The organism is Meiothermus sp. CFH 77666, from assembly GCF_017497985.1.
Classification (GTDB): domain Bacteria; phylum Deinococcota; class Deinococci; order Deinococcales; family Thermaceae; genus Meiothermus.
In genome coordinates this window covers 1-17,379 of the sequence record NZ_JAGDFV010000014.1, presented here as the reverse complement: position 1 = coordinate 17,379, position 17,379 = coordinate 1, and the positions used below count along the sequence as shown (strand labels likewise).

General features: G+C 61.0%; 15 protein-coding genes. 8 read left to right on the top strand and 7 right to left on the bottom strand.

Annotated features, from left to right (window positions below; genetic code table 11):
• The first annotated feature begins 34 nt into the window (after positions 1 to 34).
• The 3 genes from J3L12_RS08765 to ugpC all read left to right on the top strand — a co-directional run bounded on the left by J3L12_RS08765 (position 35) and on the right by ugpC (position 3,971).
• Positions 35 to 2,092, top strand: a complete 2,058-nt coding sequence (locus J3L12_RS08765) for a (Fe-S)-binding protein (protein ID WP_208014673.1) — start codon at positions 35 to 37, stop codon at positions 2,090 to 2,092.
• Positions 2,093 to 2,297: 205 nt separating this feature from the next.
• The gene (locus J3L12_RS08760; protein ID WP_208014672.1) at positions 2,298 to 2,666 is read left to right on the top strand and encodes a Uma2 family endonuclease; all 369 of its coding nucleotides are present in this window, start codon (positions 2,298 to 2,300) and stop codon (positions 2,664 to 2,666) included.
• Positions 2,667 to 2,825: 159 nt separating this feature from the next.
• Entirely contained in the window at positions 2,826 to 3,971 is a 1,146-nt protein-coding gene (gene ugpC / locus J3L12_RS08755; protein ID WP_208014671.1) for a sn-glycerol-3-phosphate ABC transporter ATP-binding protein UgpC, read from the top strand.
• A gap of 314 nt (positions 3,972 to 4,285) precedes the next feature.
• Here ugpC and J3L12_RS08750 read toward each other — a convergent pair whose 3' ends face one another.
• Positions 4,286 to 5,227 carry a carbohydrate kinase gene (locus J3L12_RS08750; RefSeq protein ID WP_208014670.1) on the bottom strand — a complete coding sequence of 314 codons (942 nt, stop codon included), beginning with the start codon at positions 5,225 to 5,227 and terminating at the stop codon, positions 4,286 to 4,288.
• A gap of 207 nt (positions 5,228 to 5,434) precedes the next feature.
• Between J3L12_RS08750 and udk the strand changes: the two genes are divergently transcribed.
• From udk to csaB, 3 genes are read left to right on the top strand one after another with little or no spacing between them, the layout of a single operon-like run.
• Positions 5,435 to 6,094, top strand: a complete 660-nt coding sequence (gene udk, locus J3L12_RS08745; RefSeq protein WP_208014669.1) for a uridine kinase — start codon at positions 5,435 to 5,437, stop codon at positions 6,092 to 6,094.
• Between the two features lie 29 nt (positions 6,095 to 6,123).
• On the top strand, positions 6,124 to 7,827 hold the full coding sequence (locus J3L12_RS08740) for a DUF5693 family protein (protein ID WP_208014731.1): 1,704 nt from the start codon (positions 6,124 to 6,126) through the stop codon (positions 7,825 to 7,827).
• Between the two features lie 52 nt (positions 7,828 to 7,879).
• On the top strand, positions 7,880 to 8,878 hold the full coding sequence (gene csaB / locus J3L12_RS08735) for a polysaccharide pyruvyl transferase CsaB (RefSeq protein ID WP_208014668.1): 999 nt from the start codon (positions 7,880 to 7,882) through the stop codon (positions 8,876 to 8,878).
• A gap of 70 nt (positions 8,879 to 8,948) precedes the next feature.
• Here the strand turns inward: csaB and J3L12_RS08730 are convergent, their stop codons facing one another.
• Positions 8,949 to 10,514, bottom strand: a complete 1,566-nt coding sequence (locus tag J3L12_RS08730; protein WP_208014667.1) for an acyl-CoA carboxylase subunit beta — start codon at positions 10,512 to 10,514, stop codon at positions 8,949 to 8,951.
• A gap of 347 nt (positions 10,515 to 10,861) precedes the next feature.
• Here J3L12_RS08730 and J3L12_RS08725 point away from each other — a divergent pair, with 347 nt between their 5' ends.
• Both J3L12_RS08725 and J3L12_RS08720 read left to right on the top strand, forming a co-directional pair.
• Positions 10,862 to 11,923, top strand: a complete 1,062-nt coding sequence (locus tag J3L12_RS08725; protein ID WP_208014666.1) for a polysaccharide deacetylase family protein — start codon at positions 10,862 to 10,864, stop codon at positions 11,921 to 11,923.
• Between the two features lie 87 nt (positions 11,924 to 12,010).
• A complete protein-coding gene (locus tag J3L12_RS08720; protein ID WP_243455082.1) occupies positions 12,011 to 12,751 on the top strand; it encodes a tetratricopeptide repeat protein in 741 nt (246 codons plus the stop codon).
• Between the two features lie 107 nt (positions 12,752 to 12,858).
• Here J3L12_RS08720 and J3L12_RS08715 read toward each other — a convergent pair whose 3' ends face one another.
• The 5 genes from J3L12_RS08715 to J3L12_RS08695 all read right to left on the bottom strand — a co-directional run bounded on the left by J3L12_RS08715 (position 12,859) and on the right by J3L12_RS08695 (position 17,104).
• Complete coding sequence (locus tag J3L12_RS08715) at positions 12,859 to 13,353, bottom strand: Rab family GTPase (protein ID WP_208014665.1); 495 nt, start codon at positions 13,351 to 13,353, stop codon at positions 12,859 to 12,861.
• 134 nt (positions 13,354 to 13,487) lie between these two features.
• Complete coding sequence (locus J3L12_RS08710; RefSeq protein ID WP_208014664.1) at positions 13,488 to 14,795, bottom strand: hypothetical protein; 1,308 nt, start codon at positions 14,793 to 14,795, stop codon at positions 13,488 to 13,490.
• Positions 14,796 to 14,852: 57 nt separating this feature from the next.
• Entirely contained in the window at positions 14,853 to 15,338 is a 486-nt protein-coding gene (locus tag J3L12_RS08705) for a hypothetical protein (RefSeq protein WP_208014663.1), read from the bottom strand.
• A 197-nt stretch (positions 15,339 to 15,535) separates the two neighbouring features.
• The gene (locus J3L12_RS08700) at positions 15,536 to 15,991 is read right to left on the bottom strand and encodes a cupin domain-containing protein (RefSeq protein ID WP_208014662.1); all 456 of its coding nucleotides are present in this window, start codon (positions 15,989 to 15,991) and stop codon (positions 15,536 to 15,538) included.
• A gap of 15 nt (positions 15,992 to 16,006) precedes the next feature.
• Complete coding sequence (locus tag J3L12_RS08695; RefSeq protein WP_208014661.1) at positions 16,007 to 17,104, bottom strand: RuBisCO large subunit C-terminal-like domain-containing protein; 1,098 nt, start codon at positions 17,102 to 17,104, stop codon at positions 16,007 to 16,009.
• Positions 17,105 to 17,379 lie beyond the last annotated feature (275 nt).

The window sequence follows — 17,379 nt, the reverse complement described above, 5'->3', positions numbered from 1 at the left end:
GTACCAAGTATAAGTTTGTATCTCGAGGAGTTGCATGCTGACCACCCCCGAAAAAATCGCTTTCCTGCTCCTGGTGCTGGCCTCGCTTTACTTTGGCGGGGGAGCCCTGCTGCGGGTGTACCGGGCCATCCGCCGGGGCCAGCCGGAAGACCGCTTCGACCACCTGCCCGCTCGGCTGGGGAGGGCTTTGTGGCAGACCCTCACCATGCAGACCGTCTTCAAGAAGCGGCCCTGGGTGAGCCTCTTGCATGCCTTCGTGTTCTACGGCTTTGTCTTTTACCTGAGCGTGAACCTGGTGGATGTGCTCGAGGGCTTCTTTCCCATCAAGGCCCGGGGGGGCTTTTGGAACGGTTATAACCTGGTAGCCGACCTCCTGACCGCCCTGATCCTGGTGGGCATCGTGGGCCTGCTGATCCGGCGCTACTCGAGGGTCGGGCGCAAGACCTTTCAGTGGAACGAGAAAACCCCCCTGCACGAGAAAGTGCGCCATGGCATCCCCACCGACAGCGCCATTGTGGGGGGGTTCATTCTCTTCCACGTAGGGAGCCGTCTGTTGCACAAGGCCGCCCAGGCTGCCAACCTGGACTATGGCCCCGACCCCTACCAGCCGGTGGCCAGCCTGGCCTCGGCTCTCTTCCTTTGGGTGGACGTGGATCGCATTGTGATTGTTGAGCACCTCTTCTGGTGGTTTGCCATTGGCTCCATATTGCTTTTCATCCCCTACTTTGCCCGCTCCAAGCACATCCACCTGTTCCTGGCCCCCTTGAACCTGGCCTTCAAGAAGGAAAAGCCGGGGGCCCTCTTGCCCATTGCCAGGGACTTCGAAGAACTGGAAAAGCTGGAGAAGTTCGGGGTAGCCAGGCTGGAAGACTTTAGCTGGCCGCGCCTGCTGGACGCCTATAGCTGCATCATGTGCAACCGCTGCCAGGAGGTCTGCCCGGCCTACACCACCGGCAAAGCCCTCTCCCCGGCGGCCATCCTGATTAGCGAGCGCTACGAGCTGAACCAGATTCTGCCCGATTTTGCGGCGGGCAAGGAGAGCCCCCGACCCCTGATGGACTTTGCCATGAACGAAGAGTCCATCTGGGCCTGCACCACCTGCAATGCCTGCATCGAGGTGTGCCCGGTGGGCAACGAGCAGATGCTGCATATTCTGGATGTACGGCGCGAGCGGGTGATGATGCAGGGCGAGTTCCCGGCCCAACTGAACAATGCCTTCAAGGGCATGGAGCGCAACGGCAACCCCTGGAACCTGGGGGCCGACAAGCGCCTGGGCTGGACCGAGGGGCTTCCCTTTGAGGTGCAAACCGTAGCCCAGAACCCCGAAGCCGAGGTGCTCTACTGGGTGGGCTGTGCGCCTTCCTACGACCCCCGGGCCCAGAAAACCGCCCGGGCCTTTGCGGAAATCCTGCACGAGTCCGGGGTGAGCTGGGCGGTGCTGGGCAAGGAGGAAAAGTGTACCGGCGACGCCGCTCGCCGGGCCGGCAATGAGTTCTTGTTTATGCAGCTCGCCACCGAGAACGTAGCCACCCTCAACGCGGCCATGGAGGCTAGGCCCAAAACCATTGTGACCACCTGTCCCCACTGCTTCCACACCCTGGCCAACGAGTACCGGGACTTTGGTGGAACCTACACCGTCAAACACCACACCGAGTACATCGCCGAGCTCCTGGATACCAAGCGCCTCGAGCTTCTTCCCATGGCGGGCGAAGTCACCTACCACGACCCCTGCTACCTGGGGCGGCACAATGGGGTGATTACCGAACCCCGGCAGGTAATCCAGGCCACCGGCCTCAAGCTGCACGAACCTGCGCGTCACGGCAAAAACAGTTTCTGCTGTGGGGCCGGCGGGGCGCAGTTCTGGAAAGAAGAAGAACCCGGTCATGAGCGGGTTTCCACCAACCGCTACCGTGAACTCAAGGGGACAAAGGCCGAGACCATTGCGGTGGGTTGCCCCTTCTGTATGCAGATGATGAACCTCGAGAGCGCCCAGGAACCCGAAGGCCAGGCCCCCAGGGTGCTGGACATCTCCGAGCTGGTGGTACAAAACCTCAAACGCAAGCCCGCAGAGGCCGGTGAGGCCACCGATTAGACTTCATACCAAATCCATCTGAACCTCTTGCCTTCTCCCCTGGGCGGGAGAAGGTGGCGACACCCCGACCATGCTTTTTACAAACATTGACGGGAACACGATTAACCGCGCCTGGGGAGTCGCCGGATGAGGGGGCTTAGGAACGCCTCTCAAAGATAACTATCCAGGTAAAGTTGGTATTCGTGGGCTTTGCTACACTGAAGCCATGCCCCGGCAGAATCCGGTTAGCCAGGCGACCTTTGCAGAGTTCCTGGAGATGGAGGCAAAGTCCCAGGCCCGGCACGAATTCGTGGACGGGTTTGTGTTTGCCATGGCGGGCGGAACCGACTATCACAACCGTCTGGTTGCCACGGAGGCCATAGATCGGGGCGAGAAACTGCTTGGGTACCAGAAACTGCCCGGTCTGCAGGCGTATGTGCTGGTTTCCCAGCTTGACCGTAGGCTGGAAGTGTTTCAGCGGCTGGAGGATGGCGGCTGGCGCTATGAGGCCAGAGAGGACGGGGTCGTAAGGTTACCCTGTGCCAATGCTGCCTTGAGCCTCGACGACCTTTACCGGGGAATACCTGTCCGGTAGCCCGGGGCTGGGTTGGCGCTTGAAGTTCGTACAGGGGGCCGGGTAGACTAGCAGCGTACCGCATAATCCCCGATGGGCTCGCCAAGGCGAGGTCTCACAGCGTGGGAACCGGGTACGGGCTGGTGCCTTTACAGCACAGCTCCCAAGCAGGAGGCCATAATGGCAAAAATTCGGTTGGAGCACGTCTACAAAAGGTATGGCGGCAAGGTCACGGCGGTCAAGGATTTCAACCTCGAGACCGAAGACGGCGAGTTTGTGGTCTTTGTAGGGCCCTCGGGCTGCGGCAAGACCACCACCCTGCGCATGATTGCGGGTCTGGAAGACATCACCGAGGGCAAGCTCTACATTGGCGACCGGCTGGTCAACGATGTACCCCCCAAGGATCGCGACATCGCCATGGTTTTCCAGAACTACGCCCTCTACCCCCACATGAACGTGTACGAGAACATGGCCTTTGGCCTGCGTTTGCGGCGGGTTCCCAAGGACGAAATTGACCGCCGGGTGAAGGAAGCGGCCCGCATCATCAAGATTGACCACCTCTTGCAGCGCAAGCCCCGCGAGCTCTCCGGCGGTCAGCGCCAGCGGGTAGCCATGGGCCGGGCCATCGTGCGCGAACCCAAGGTGTTCTTGTTCGACGAGCCCCTTTCCAACCTCGACGCCAAGCTGCGGGTGGAGATGCGGGCCGAAATTTCCAAGCTCCAGCGCCGCCTGGGGGTTACCACCGTCTACGTGACCCACGACCAGGTCGAGGCCATGACCCTGGGTCAGCGGATTGTGGTGATGAAGGACGGCGAGGTTTTGCAGGTAGATAGCCCCCTGAACCTCTACGACTTCCCCGAAACCAAGTTTGTGGCTGGCTTTATCGGCTCCCCCTCGATGAACTTCATTCGCTCGAGGGTACAGGTCGAAGGAGGCAACGCCTACTTTGTGGGCGAGGGCTTCAAGATCAAGGCCAATGGAACCCTGGGTGCCAGCCTGATGCCCTACAACGGCAAGGAAGTTTGGATGGGCATTCGCCCCGAACACATTGGCCTCAAGGGCTGGACCAGCATTCCCGAGAGCGACAATGTGGTGAGGGGCAGGGTAGAGGTTGTCGAACCGCTAGGCGCCGACACCGAAGTACACGCCGAGGTGGGGGGTCACATGATGACCGCCAAGGTGGACGGCCATGCCATGGTGCTGCCCAGCGACACCGTGGAGCTTCTGGTGGACACCAGCAAACTCCACGCCTTTGAAGTGGACGGACACGAAAAGGCTATTGGTCACGCCATGGCCCAGGATTCCCGCTCGGCGGCTCGAGTATAGGGCGGTTCCCAAGAACACCCGGTACAGCAGTATTTTGCTGTGCCGGGTATATTTTGCGATGATTGCTCATGGGATTCGCGTGAATCGTTATGTGTCCCGTTATCGCAACCCTGAGACTAAGCCGAAGGGGAAGCCATCCAGAGCAACCCATCAGCCGGGGGGCTTGGCGATCCGCTGGATTGCTCTGTTGGCCTAAGGGCCTCCTTGCAATGACCTGACCAAAAGGGCTCATGGAAACTCCCTATCACATGAGCTGCTGTTAGGCTTTCGGCTAACACGAGGTGCGACTCCGGTAATGTATCTCCCCGGTGGCTTTAGCCATAACGCTCCCACCAGGCTTGCAAGAGCTGCTCGGGCGGACTGGCGCCCTCCACCGTACAGGTAATGGCGGCGAGGTGGTTCGAAGAGGCCAGAATTACCGGAAGCTGGGTGCCGTCCCAGGAGAGCAATTCCATCCTCGAGCCAATTTCCTGCTTCAACATGCCGTAAATCAGGCCTGCCGTGAAAGCATCGCCAGCACCGATGGTATCCACCACGTGAACCCTGACCCCCGGAACCTGCATCATGCGAGTGCGGAAGGCAGCCATCGAACCTGCGGCGCCCAGGGTCAAGACCGTGACCGGAGCCCCCAGCTCGACCAGGTGCTCGAGCAGAATTTTGGGGTCGCTTGCAGCAGCGGGGAACAAAAGACGCGCATCGTCCAGGCTGGCTTTGAACACCGAAACATAGGGCATGTAGCGCCGAAGCTGTTCCCAGTAGGCTTCATTGGGCCGGGCGTGTAGGTTGGGATCGAAGCTCACCAGCACATCGTATTCAAGGGCAATCTCCAGCAGGCTTTCGATACCGGGGCTGTTGCGGGGGTCGAAAGCCGAGAGGGAGCCAAAGTGAAACCACTTGGCGCGGGCCATGGCTGCACTATCGGGGCTGAACTGGGTATTGCCAAAAGCCCGATAAAAGCTGAATCGGGCGTTGCCTTCTGGGTCTACCTCGGCCACGCTCAGGGGGGTGGGTACGCCCGGAAGCTGCTGGATAAAACGGGTTTCTATTTTGCGCTCGGCAATGTGGGCAATGGCCCAATCCCCCAGAAAATCCTGCCCAACTTCGCTCACAAAGCGCGTGGGTGCACCCACTCGAGCCAGGATCGAGGCGGTATTCAGGGCTGAACCTCCCAGAACGCCGGTATAGGCCAGATTAGAGCGGGAATTCAGGTTGTGTCCAATCAGGTCAATCAAGACTTCCCCGGTCAAGACGATCATCTTCGCCCCATACTCTAACAGACCCGATGAGGCCCATAGTCCTGGGGGGCGCTTCTGGCAAATTTTTCAAAATTATTTCATAGTGCCGAGTTTGCGGCATCACAGCCGCAACAGTTCGGTGCAAACATCGGGCCTGCTTTCCGCTTCAGGCTGCATTGGTGAGGCCTTTGCAGAGGGAAAGCCTACCCAGGCCAAACCCCGCAGCGTATGATTGGCTTTGTGAGTCGGGCTTTTGTGATTGGTATTGCGGGGGGCACCGGCAGCGGCAAAACCACCGTAACCGAGGCGGTGATTAATGCGGTGGGGTCAGAGCATGTGGCCTTACTGCCGATGGATAACTACTACAAGGACAATCGGCACCTGCCCTTTGAAGAGCGGGTGAAGCAGAGCTACGACCACCCTGACGCCTTTGACCTCGAGCTTTACCTGAGCCATATTCGGCAGATTGTGGCAGGCCAGCCGGTCTCGATTCCGGTGTACTCTTTTAAGGAGTACACCCGGGCCCCCGAGACCATAGAGGTGAAGCCTGCGCCGGTGGTGGTCCTCGAGGGCATCATGCTGCTGGTAGATGCGGCCTTGCGGGCCGAGATGAACCTCAAGGTTTTTGTGGACACCGATGCCGATGTGCGCTTTATCCGACGCTTGCAGCGCGATATTCTCGAGCGGGGCCGCACAGTGGAAAGCGTTATTCAGCAGTACCTGGAGCAGGTGCGCCCCATGCACCTTTCGTTTGTCGAGCCCTCCAAGCGCTATGCCGACGTTATTATTCCCCACGGCGGTCACAACGAAGAGGCCCTGGCCATGCTGACCGCCAGGGTACGGAGCCTGGTTCCTGCAGAAAAATCAGGTCATGGGGGTTGGCTTTGAATCTACGCAACCTGTTGCGAATAGGGGTCATGGTGGCGGCAGTGCTGAGCTTGCCGGCCTTGCTGCCGCGGATGCAGGCCGAACGCCCGGGACCGGTGGTGCTCATTATGGACGGCGAGGAGGTGGCCGACCAGGCCCGCTTCACCGGCCAAACCTTCTTACAGGTGATGCAGGCTTACCGAGCCCTGGGGGTGCAGGGGGTTGCGCTATATGAACAGACGGTGCGGAACTGGGTGAGCCGGGGGCTTCTGGCCTACCATCCGGCCAACAGCCTGCAACTGGTCTACCCCAACGCCCAGATCAGGCCCGGGTGGTTTTATCTGACCGGCCCGGCGAGTCTGCTGGATTCCCTCGTGGTGCGGTGGAACATCCCCACCGAGCGGGTGTTGATTGGCACCCAGACCTGGCTGGCCACCCCGGTCAACGTGGACTTTTTCCCGGCAGGTTACGACCTAGCCCTGGCCCGCGAACTCAAGGCCCAGGGCTTTTACCTGGTGGCCCGGCCCTTCGACCATCCCTACCGCAGATACGACGTGGAGCTGATTCCCCCGGAGGCCGATGCGGTGGTTTTTGCAGGGCTGGATGTGCTGGGCTACAAAGACAACCTCGAGGTCGTGGCCTCGGGCCTGCAAGGCAAGCCCATCGCCTGGATCGAGGGCACCCCCCAGCGGGGCTTTGCCCAGCTCAGCCGCACGCTGCCGGTCAAACGGCTCTTTAGCATCCGGCCAGAGTGGCAGGACAAGCTGACCCCCGCCGAAACCGCCGACAAGTTTGTGCTGGCCGCCCGCGAGCGCGGACACCAGTTGCTCTACCTGCGGCCCTACAAGCAACCGGGCGACACCGAGGCTTTTCTGACCATCCTGCGCCGCGATTTGGAACGTTCGCGCATACCCATCGGCACACCCACGGCCCGCGACTTTAGCCCGTCGCCGCTCCGCTTTGTGGCCCTGGTGGGCATTCTGGCGGGGCTGGGCTTGCTGGCCCTGGGGCTGCCGCAGCCCTGGGGCATTCCGGTAGCGGTACTGCTTACCCTGTTGGCCCTGGGGGTAGCCCGAGGAGATGCCGGGCCCCTGCTGGCCGCAATGGTCTTCCCTGCACTGGGCTTCCTCGAGCGCCACCTGCCGGGTTTGCGCTTGTGGTTGGCGGCGGTGCTCTATTCGCTGGCCGGGGTGGTGTTTCTGGCGGCCCTGGGCAGCACCCCCCAGAGCGTGCTGGGCCTCGAGCCTTTCCGAGGGGTCTCGCTGACCCTGGTGGTGCCGCCCCTCTTGGTGGCGCTCTCGTTCTTGCCCGCCGCTTACAGGCCCGCCCTCAACGCGCTGTACAACCATCCCCTGAAGCTCGGTGAGGTGGCGGTGGCGCTCTTGGGGTTGGCGGTGGTGGGGCTCGCAGTGCTGCGCCGGGGCAACGATGCGGCGCCCTCCATTGTGCCGGAGTGGGAGTTGCAGCTTCGGGCCTTTTTGCAGGACGTGATGGTGCGGCCCCGCTTTAAGGAGATTTTCGCCCACGCCCTGGCCCCGGTGGCGCTGCTGCTGCCCTGGCCAACCTGGCTCAAAAACGTGCTGCTGGTGCTGGTGGCGGTGGGAATGGGCTCCATCCTCAACACCTTTTCGCACTACCACACCCCCCTCAGCATCTCCTTTTTCCGGGTGCTCAACGGTCTCATCATTGGCCTCCTGGTGGGACTGGTGGGGGTCTGGGTGGTGCGGCGTCTGCGCGAATGGTGGCTCAGATAGAAGCATTTAATCCCGGGGCGTGCCAAGATATAACAAACCTGGAGGGGTATTCATGCGCGTGGGGGTCAGCGGGTATTACGGCTTTCAGAATGCGGGCGACGAGGCCATCCTCGAGGCCATTGTGCATGAAATCAAGGCCCGTGGCCACGAGGCCGTGGTGTTTTCCCACAACCCCGGCGAAACCGCCCAGCGCTACGGGGTTGAGGCCGTCAAGCGCACCCAGCCGCTGGAAGTCTGGAAGGCGCTGGGCACCCTGGATCTGCTCTTATCGGGCGGGGGCGGTCTGTTGCAAGACAAGACTTCGAGCCTGAGCCTGTGGTACTACCTGACCATTCTGGGCCTGGCCCGCCGTCGGGGCAAGCCGGTGTATGTGTTCAACCAGTCACTGGGGCCCCTCAGCAAGCGGGGTGAGCAGCGGGTAAGGCGGGCCCTGCGGGGTGTGCCGTGCTTCTTCCGCGATGAAGGCTCGCTCGAGTACGGGCGCAAGCTGGGGCTCGAGGTTCACCTGGGGGCCGACCCGGCCTTGCTCCTGCCCCCCCCGCCGGTAGAGCGCGAGCCCAATATGGTGGTGCTGGTGCCCAAATACGGCACCGAGGAGGCCACCGCCAACCTGCACAAGCTGGCCGACCGGCTGCGGGTAGAGGGCTACGAGGTGGTCATTTTGGCCCTGCAACCGGGCTTCGACGAACCGGTACTGGAAAAGTTCGGCAGCTTCACCCGCGAGCTGGCCTGGGATCCGCGCCGGGTGAGCTACCTGCTGGCCCAGGCGGGCTACGTGATCTCGGTGCGCCTGCACGGGGCCATTCTGGCAGCCGCTGCCGGAACCCCCTTTGCCGGCATCGCCTACGACCCCAAGGTGGCGGGTTTCTGCCGCGACGCCGGCGCGGTGTATGTGGATCTGCCCGGCGACCCCGACCTGCTGGCCTCGGCGGTGCTTACGCAACGCCAGCCCAACTGGAGTGCCATTGAAACCATGAAAACCCGCGCCCGTAGCAGCTTCGACCAGGTGCTCTCCAGCCGACCCCAGGGGCGTGTACAGCGCTCGAGGTAAAAGCTGTCCGCTTGGCCTGCAACTTGTGTGTGATCTTCGACATCTCCAGCATCGTTTCTGGCGGTTGCTGCTAGAGCGGGATATTCCCGTGCTTCTTGTAGGGCCGTTCTTCTTGCTTGGTGGAGAGCATCTCGAGGTGCTGGATCAAAAGCCGACGGGTCTCGGTCGGGTCAATTACATCGTCAATATAGCCCCGCCCAGCCGCCACATAAGGGTTGTCGAAGGCTTTTTTGTATTCGGCAATTTTGGCTTGTCGGGTTGCAGCAGGGTCGGGTGAGGACTGAATTTCCTTGCGGTAGATGATGTTGGCAGCCCCTTCGGCGCCCATCACCGCCACTGCCCCGGTGGGCCAGGCCAGCACCACATCCGCGCCCATATCGCGGGAGTTCATGGCGAGGTAGGCCCCGCCATAGCTCTTGCGGGTAATCAGGGTAATCTTGGGCACGGTGGCCTCGGCATAGGCGTAGAGCATCTTGGCCCCGTGGCGGATGATGCCCTGGTGTTCCTGCGCCACGCCGGGCAGGAAGCCGGTTACGTCCACCAGGGTCAGAATGGGAATGTTGAAGCTGTCGCAGGTGCGAATGAAGCGGGCGGCCTTGTCTGAGGCGTTGATGTCCAGCGCCCCGGCCATGTAGCGCGGGTTGTTGGCCACAATCCCGATGCTCTGGCCGCCCAGGTGGGCAAAGCCCACAATGATGTTTTTGGCAAAGTTGGGGTGGAGTTCCAGAAACTCGCCTTCGTCCACGATGGTCTGGATAATCTGGTGCATGTTGTAGGGGCGGCGCGGGTCGGGGTGTACGAGGTTGAGCAGCTCGGGGGTTTTGCGGTTTTTGGGGTCGCCGTTGGCCTTTAGAGGGGGCTTTTCTTTAGCGTTTTGAGGAAGATAAACCAGCAGTTTTTTGATGGTGTCCAGCACGCCCTGATCGCCTTCGCACTCGAGGTGGGCCACCCCCGACTTGGCGGTGTGCACCTCCGAACCCCCCAGTTGCTCGAAGGTGACCTCCTCGCGGGTCACGCTCTTAATCACTTCCGGCCCGGTAATGAACATGTAGCTGTTGCCCTTGCTCATCAGCACAAAGTCGGTGATGGCCGGGCTGTATACGGCCCCGCCTGCACAAGGGCCCAGAATGGCCGAGATTTGCGGCACCACGCCCGAGTAAATAGCGTTGCGGTAAAACACTTCGCCATAGCCCGAAAGGCTGTCCACGCCCTCCTGGATGCGGGCCCCCGCCGAGTCGTTGAGGCCAATTACCGGAGCGCCCACCTTGGCGGCCATATCCATAACGTGGGCAATTTTCTGTCCGTGGGTCTTGCCCAGGCTCCCGCCCAGCACGGTAAAATCCTGACTAAAGACGAATACCGTGCGTCCGCCTACCTTGCCGTAGCCCGTAATGACCCCATCGGCAGGTGCTTGTACGCCGCGCATCAGCTCGCTCTCGGGGTGCTCAGCAAAGGGTTGCAGCTCGACGAAGGTGCCCTCGTCGAGCAAATACTGAATGCGCTCACGGGCGGTCATTTTGCCTGCCTCGTGTTGTTTTTTGATTCGTTCTGGCCCGCCGCCCGCTTCGATTTGTTTGCGTCGCTCTTCCATTTCGGCCAGCAGCTCTTCCATCCAAGCCCGCGTGTTGTCTGCCATAGCGTATGTATCTTACCAATGGGCTTTGGTGTCAAAGGTACCTGCGTTGGGGCTGGATTAACGCAAAGAACGCGCACTGTGTTACATGAAGCTTATAGCCGATAGCCCATAGCCGATGGCCGAAACACCATGAGCGGCGAACTGTGAAACTACTGCAGCGGCAGCAATGGCGAGAAAATAACAACAGCACCGTTCTAAGTACCTCCCGCCCATGTTTTGGATAATGGCATGATCGAAAATCATTCGGGTATTGCGCCCGGAGCATGATTTTCTAGCGTGGCCTGGATTCATCTCTAAACCTTATACAGGCGCAACTTAATAGAAACTAGGTGCAATAATAGCTAGAGGTGGCCCGAAAACGCAAAACCAAGCCCCAGCCCTCCTACAAACCGTGGCTGGCCCTGCTTCTGGCAGCCGTACTGGTGGTGCAGGTGGGTTACTTGAGTGGGGCGATTCAAGCGCCCCAGCCAGCACCTGGGGCTGCTACCAGGCCAGCCCAGAGCCCTGCCGTTGCCGCTACCCCGGCTGCTACAGCCCAGCCAATGTCTGGGGTGGAGCCGAAGCCCAACCCGTCTCCACCGCTTCAAAAGCCTTCAGGCAGGGCGCTTGAGGAAACGGTGCTGATTACCCAGCCCAGCCAGGATCCGCCTCCTGAAGCCCTGGAGCAGCCAGTGCGGCCCTCGGCACCCATCTCGAGGCCCACCCCCAACCCCCAACCCCAGCCCTTAACGGAAAAGAAACCCCCCCAGCCTTACTCATCTCATACCGGGGTCGTACGCCGCATCGTGCCGGTGGGGGAGGAAAAACTGGTGGCCCTGACCTTCGACGATGGCCCCTGGCCCGACACCCCGGCGGTGTTGGAGGTGTTGCGACAGTATGGCGCGAAGGCTACCTTTTTCTGGGTGGGGTTGCACCTGCAAAAGCGGCCCGAGATTGCCCAGCAGGTGGTGGCGGAAGGCCATGCCATTGGCAACCATACCTGGAGCCACCGCAACACCCCCATGACCCCGGAGGAAGCCGGAGAGGAAATTGAGCGTACCGCAGCACTTATCAGGCACACCACGGGCCTTTCTACCACCTTATTCCGGCCTCCTGGGGGCCGCCTGCACAATGGTCTGGCCGATTATGCCTTGCAGCAGGGATATACGGTGGTGCAGTGGTCGGTCTTGAGCAAGGACACGGAGCCGCTCGAGGCGCTTTCTATTGCGGATAACGTGCTTCAGGGGGTTCAGCCCGGCAGCATTGTTTTGCTGCACGATGGTGGGGGGGATCGCAGCAAAACGGTGGAAGCCTTGCACACCATTCTGCCAGCCTTGCAAGCCCAGGGGTATCGGTTTGTGACCGTGCCGGAACTCCTCGAGTCAAGCCGGGTCGCTGTTCCGAACGCACCCTCGAGTCGCCTACCTTGAGCGGCCTGGATTATTTGTCTGGAGCGCCTTCCGGTAGCAGGCTCTTTTCTCACCTGCCTGGGTACAATAGGCTGTTGGATCGGGACGATGGAAGAACTAGAGCAGGTTATCCGTTCGGGGCGGTACGAGGAAGCCCGAAGCCGCATCCTGGCTGGGGAAGAGGGGGATGCCGATGGGCTGGCGGTGTTGCTGGAACTGCGCGACTGGCTGCGGCTGAAAGAGTACGGCAAGGCTCAGAAGCTCCTGGAACAGGATGGCGACCTGATTGCAGGCTACCTGGATGTGCCTCAGGCCAAGGCGGCCATTGAAGCTTTTGACCAGGAAGATGAAAGCAAAATTGCCGCCTACCTCGACCACCCCCACCTGGGCGCCGAGGCCTGGGCTGCGCTGGGCCTGGTGCGTATTCGCAGCGGTAATCGGGAAGAGGCCCGAAAGGCTTTTGATACGGCCCTGCTGGCCGACCCCGGCCATTACCGGGTCAAGACCAACCTGGCCAACCTGACCCTCGAGGCCGGCCAGACCGACGAAGCCATTCGAATGTACGAAGAGGTGCTGAAACTCAACCCCGAGTATCCCCTGGCGCATCACAACCTGGGCGCGGCCTACCGCAAAAAGGGCCAGATTGACAAATCGGTGTACCACATCAAGCGCGGCCAGCGCTTGCAGATGCGCCCTGCGACCCGCCCGCCTCGCTCCGTGGTGCCTGGCGCTGCGGCCCCGTTGCCTTTACCCGAACGCCGCCCCTTACTGGGCAGTTTTGGCAACCGCTGGTGGCTTTGGCTTTTGGTGATTGTGGTGGCGTACTGGTTGTTGAACCGTCAGCCTTGAGACATATCGCGCCCTTCATGGACGTGGCCGAGCATCCTGGCGGCTACTGTACTGTCCAGGACAAAGGATTCTCAGCCCCGGATGGCCCGATATTTCTGAAGAGCGCTCTAAGATTGCTCCAGCATTTTCCTGGCAAGCGCCTCGAAGCTCTCCTCAACCCCCTCCCCCGTTTTGGCGCTGGTGTAGCGGAGATCCCAGCCCCTGGCTCGAAGACTGTCTAGCTGGGCTTCACTCACTGCCCAGGGCAGGTCGTGTTTGTTGAGCATCAGGATGAAGGGGACTGCCCCCAGTACCTCCTGGGCGCGCTGCTGAATGCCCTGAACAACCTCGAGGGTCTCGGGGCGGGTGCCATCGGCGACCAGCAAGTAGCCTGAACTGCCGCGCAAGTAAAACGATTGCACCCGCTGGAACTGGTCTTCCCCGTAGAGATCCCACAGCACCAGGCTGACTTCTTGGTGATCCACCGCGACCACTTTCTTGTCAATTTTGACCCCCACTGTGGTCTGATACTTTTCTGAAAAAATACCGTGCACATACCGTGCGACCAGGCTGGTTTTCCCCACGGCGAATGCGCCCAGCATGCAGATTTTTTTCTGAATCACCAGTTGCCCCCTGCCCTTTTTGGATTGAAGCTGAACAGCAAATGCATTTGAATAGAGGCTTCACAATGGTGAGTGCAGTCTACGGTCGAAGGCGCAGTGAGCGCAAGGGGCGGCCTGATGGAGGATTGCCCGTATCATTTGCGGAGTGGCTCGAGCACAAGCTGGCTGGTATCGAGTTGCTCCACCCCCAGCAAAGGGGCCAGGTTGCGCAGACGGCTGAGCCAGGCCGCGGTGCTGCGGCCCGAGACCACCAGAGCCCCATCGCGCCAGGCCAGCCGCACCGTGCCGGGGGTGTCCAGGCGCTGCTGGATGCGCCTCAGTACCATCTCGGGCTCGAGGGACTGGTAGGGTTGCCAGGTAGCCCGGAGCTGCTTGGGGTGAAGGGGAAGGCCCTTGAGCAGGGTCAGGGGGTCGGCAGCCAGGGGGTCGCGCAGACCGCGCACTTCGTAGCGGCGAGGGGCTTCAGTGACCACGATGCCGGGGGTTTGGGAAAGGCGCTTCAGGTAAGCCTCCCAGGCACGTTGGGCCTGGAAGCTGTTCCAGCCCCACCAGGCCAGACCGGCCAGCAACACGGCTGAGGCCAGCCAGACTGCGTAGGGGCGACGGCGCTCGGGGCGCTTGTACTGGGTTTCCAGCAAGGTTTCCAGTATGGGCCGCACATCGGCAAAAACTTGGTTGTCGCCCGAATAACGACGCAATTCCTCGGCGAAGCGAGTATGAATTTCCGAAAGGGCGTCCTGTAAGCGCTCCTGTAGCTCCGGGGGCGGAGTACCGCGAACTACCGCCGCCAGGACGGCCTGGGCGCTCTGCTCGACCACCAGAACCCGCTCACCAAAATTCACCGTGTTGAGCCCCGCCTGTGGATCGAAAGAATCCCGCACAAAATCGCCGATGGCCGTGAGCATGCCCGAGACCAGGGCACCGTCCTGGACATTGACCCCTTCGGCCACCTGATGGGCCAGCAACAGCCCGCTGTCCCGCTGGATGAGCAGCACCTGCTCCACCCGGTACAGAAGAGTGTGCGAGAGCACCACCTCGGCAAAGGTCTTGCCGGTAGAGAGGGCCTCGAGCCGCCAGCGGAGGCCCTGGAGGCTGAAGACCTGGTCGAGGGTCTGGTTGAGGCTCTGGGTCAGCGAGGCAAAGAGGCTGGCTACCGCCCGGCGAATGGCTGGCAGCAAGACCGGAAACAAAATTTCCACCAGCAGCTTGGGGTTGCGCCGCACCAGCCGCACAAAGGTTTCTTCCAGAATCGGGTTCAGGGCGTACTGTATCGATTTATCCGTGTGGGCCCGCCGAACCAGGGCTTCGGGGAGCACTTTAGAGACCTGCTCTTCCCAGAGCCTGGGGTCTTTCAACTCCTCCAGGGCTTGCTGCTCAGGCTCGAGCAACAAGCGCCGCAGCGCCTCGAGGTCGCCTTGGGTGGGGGGAGTGGGGTGTGCCATGACCAGGGTGGGGCAGGGGAGAGGGGGGTAACCGGCTACCTCTCCAGGCCCGCTGCATTACGCCTTCCGCAGCTTTTCGGCCAGGCCCTCCAGCAGTTGGGCCAGGGTGGAGCGGTCGGTTTTGCTCAGACGCAGCTCATCTATAGCGGCCTGGAGGCTGGTGGCTAGTTGGTCGAGCTTCTTGCTCAGCTCTTTGCCCTGATCCTTCAGGTCGGCCCGCAACTCTTTCATCTGCGAGGCCAGCTCGCCTTCCAGGTTGCTCACGGCGGTGTCGAGGTTCTCCTGGAGTGACCGATCGGCAATTTCTCGTTCCTGCGCTTCTTGCTCCAGGAGCCCAACCATCCGACTTTCCAGGGCTGCAATTCGCTCGAGCAGGCTCTGGTTCATCTGTTCCGCATTCTCCTGAACGCGCTGCTCCAGGCCCTGGAGTTTGCGCTCGAACGCCTGCATCTGCTGTCCAAATAGAATCGAGCGAATCTGCTCGAGGTGGGCATCGGGGTTCTCAGCCCCTCTGGTTTCTTCAACTACTCCTTGTTTCGACATGCCATCACCTTATCACAAGCTTTTTTTGAGCCTTGCACCACTTGGACAGGTTCATCTATGCCACCTTTGTTTGAACCCTTTGCATGCTGTGGGAGCGGTGAGGTAGGGGACAGAAGTTGAAGAACCGCTACCTACCTCCTACAAGCCACCCCCACCTTATGTATCGTTGAAAGTTTGTTATACACCTGAAGTTGGTATCATACCCGAATAAAAGCGGCTATCTGGGGGTTCTCACGTAAAGCTTGCAGATCCTGGGGGCCTGGCAGCTCGGGCCGGTCACGCTCGGCATTGACCAGGCACAAGAAGCCCAGGGGCTCATCTTCAGCAGCGCGGAACTGATGCCAGGCCAGGGGGGGCACGGTAATCAGGTCGTGCAGACCAATCGGATGCACCTCGTCCCCCACCAGACAGGCCCCCCGCCCGCGGATAACCATGACCGCGTGTACGTGCTGGTGGCGCTCGAGGGTGGTATGTCCCCCCGGCGCTACCTCAAAGTAGCGCCATTGGGCGGCCAGGTGGGGGTCGTCGAACAGCACCTGGCGGGTTACGTTCTTGAACGGTGCCTTTTCCCCCATTTTATAAGCCAGCACTTCCACATCTTCCCAGGTGAAGCCCTGGGCAGCCCGCTTGGTTTTGGCTCGAGTGGCCGCCATAGCCCCATTTTACCGCTATATTTTGCCCACGCTGGCCGCCACTTTCTGTACGAAAGCCTGGGTACGTTCCAGCAACCTGTCTCCTGCCGCCAGCAGGTTGCCCCCGATCAGCAACATGGAATCAGGCCCATAAAAGCTCACCATCTCCTCGACCCGTTCCACCGTCATGCCCCCAGCCGGAACCGGCAGGGTGGGGCGGAGGTGTCCCCAGGGAGCCCGGGCAGCCTGGGCCAGGTTCATGCAGGTCTCGGTGCTGTAGGCAAATCGCCCACCATAATTGGGAAAAATGGTGGCATCGGCCCCCAGCAGCCGGAACAGCTTGCCTAGCATCAGGGGTGGGGCTATCCGATGGCCTGCGAAGGCAGGGTGGGCCAGTACGGCCATTTCCAGGTCTTTCACTAACTCGGCAAAGGCCGGAAGCCCCGTTAGCATCGGGGCTACCAGCACCACCCGAACCCCCGCTTGTTTGGCAATTTGCAGGCGCTCGAGCAGGGTTTTGGGGCTACCCGTCAGCATGGGGGCATACAGGGTGTGGCCTCCGGTTTGTGCATTGGCCTCTCTAATGGCCTTCTGGATAATGGGAACCCGCTCGGCAAAGGGCGCGTAGGGCTGGTTGGTGAGGCCGTGGTCGTCCTTGACGATATCTATTCCCCCCAGCGCAAAGGTATGGGCCAGTTCGGCCAGTTGGGTAGGGGAGAGGCCCTGGGGCTTGAGGGCGGTGCAGGTGAGGGGCCGGTCATGTACCTGGGCAAGGTGTCGAAGCCCCTCGATTCCAAATTGAGGCCCGTCAAATGCCGCCAGTAACTCTGAGGGCAGCGCGAGGTCTACCAGTTGCACGTCCTCTTGCAAGGCACAGTTGCCAAACAACACGTTGAGCAAGCCCGCGGTTTCAAAAGCTGTGGTCTGGCTGGCAAAGCGCAAAACCACCCGGTAGTAGCCCTCTTCGGTTTCCTGGATGGATGCTACCCGGGCCAGCACCTCGCGCAGAACCTCGGGCTGGCGCACGGCAGAGGGGGGCATCTCGATGCTCTGCTCAATAGCCAGGGCTTCGGCCCTGGCCTCAATCTGGTCGGGGCTGGACTGGATCTGGTAGGTGGCCTCGAGACCGTGCATGCCAGCCGATTCTAAGTGATTCCTGAACCTTGAGAAAAACCACCCCTTGTTCGATTGGCTCAACTACCGAGAGCGGCCCTTTGAGGGGCCCATGGGACATCATCGAGACTGGTGGACAAAACCCCTTTCCCAGGGGGAGAGGGGGAAATGAGAGGTGCGGCAGGCAAGGGTTTTGGGGCCAGACACCAAACGAAACCCCCCACCTTTTAGGGTGGGGGGCAGGGAAGTTGCTATGGAGCGGGAAACGAGACTCGAACTCGCGACCCCAACCTTGG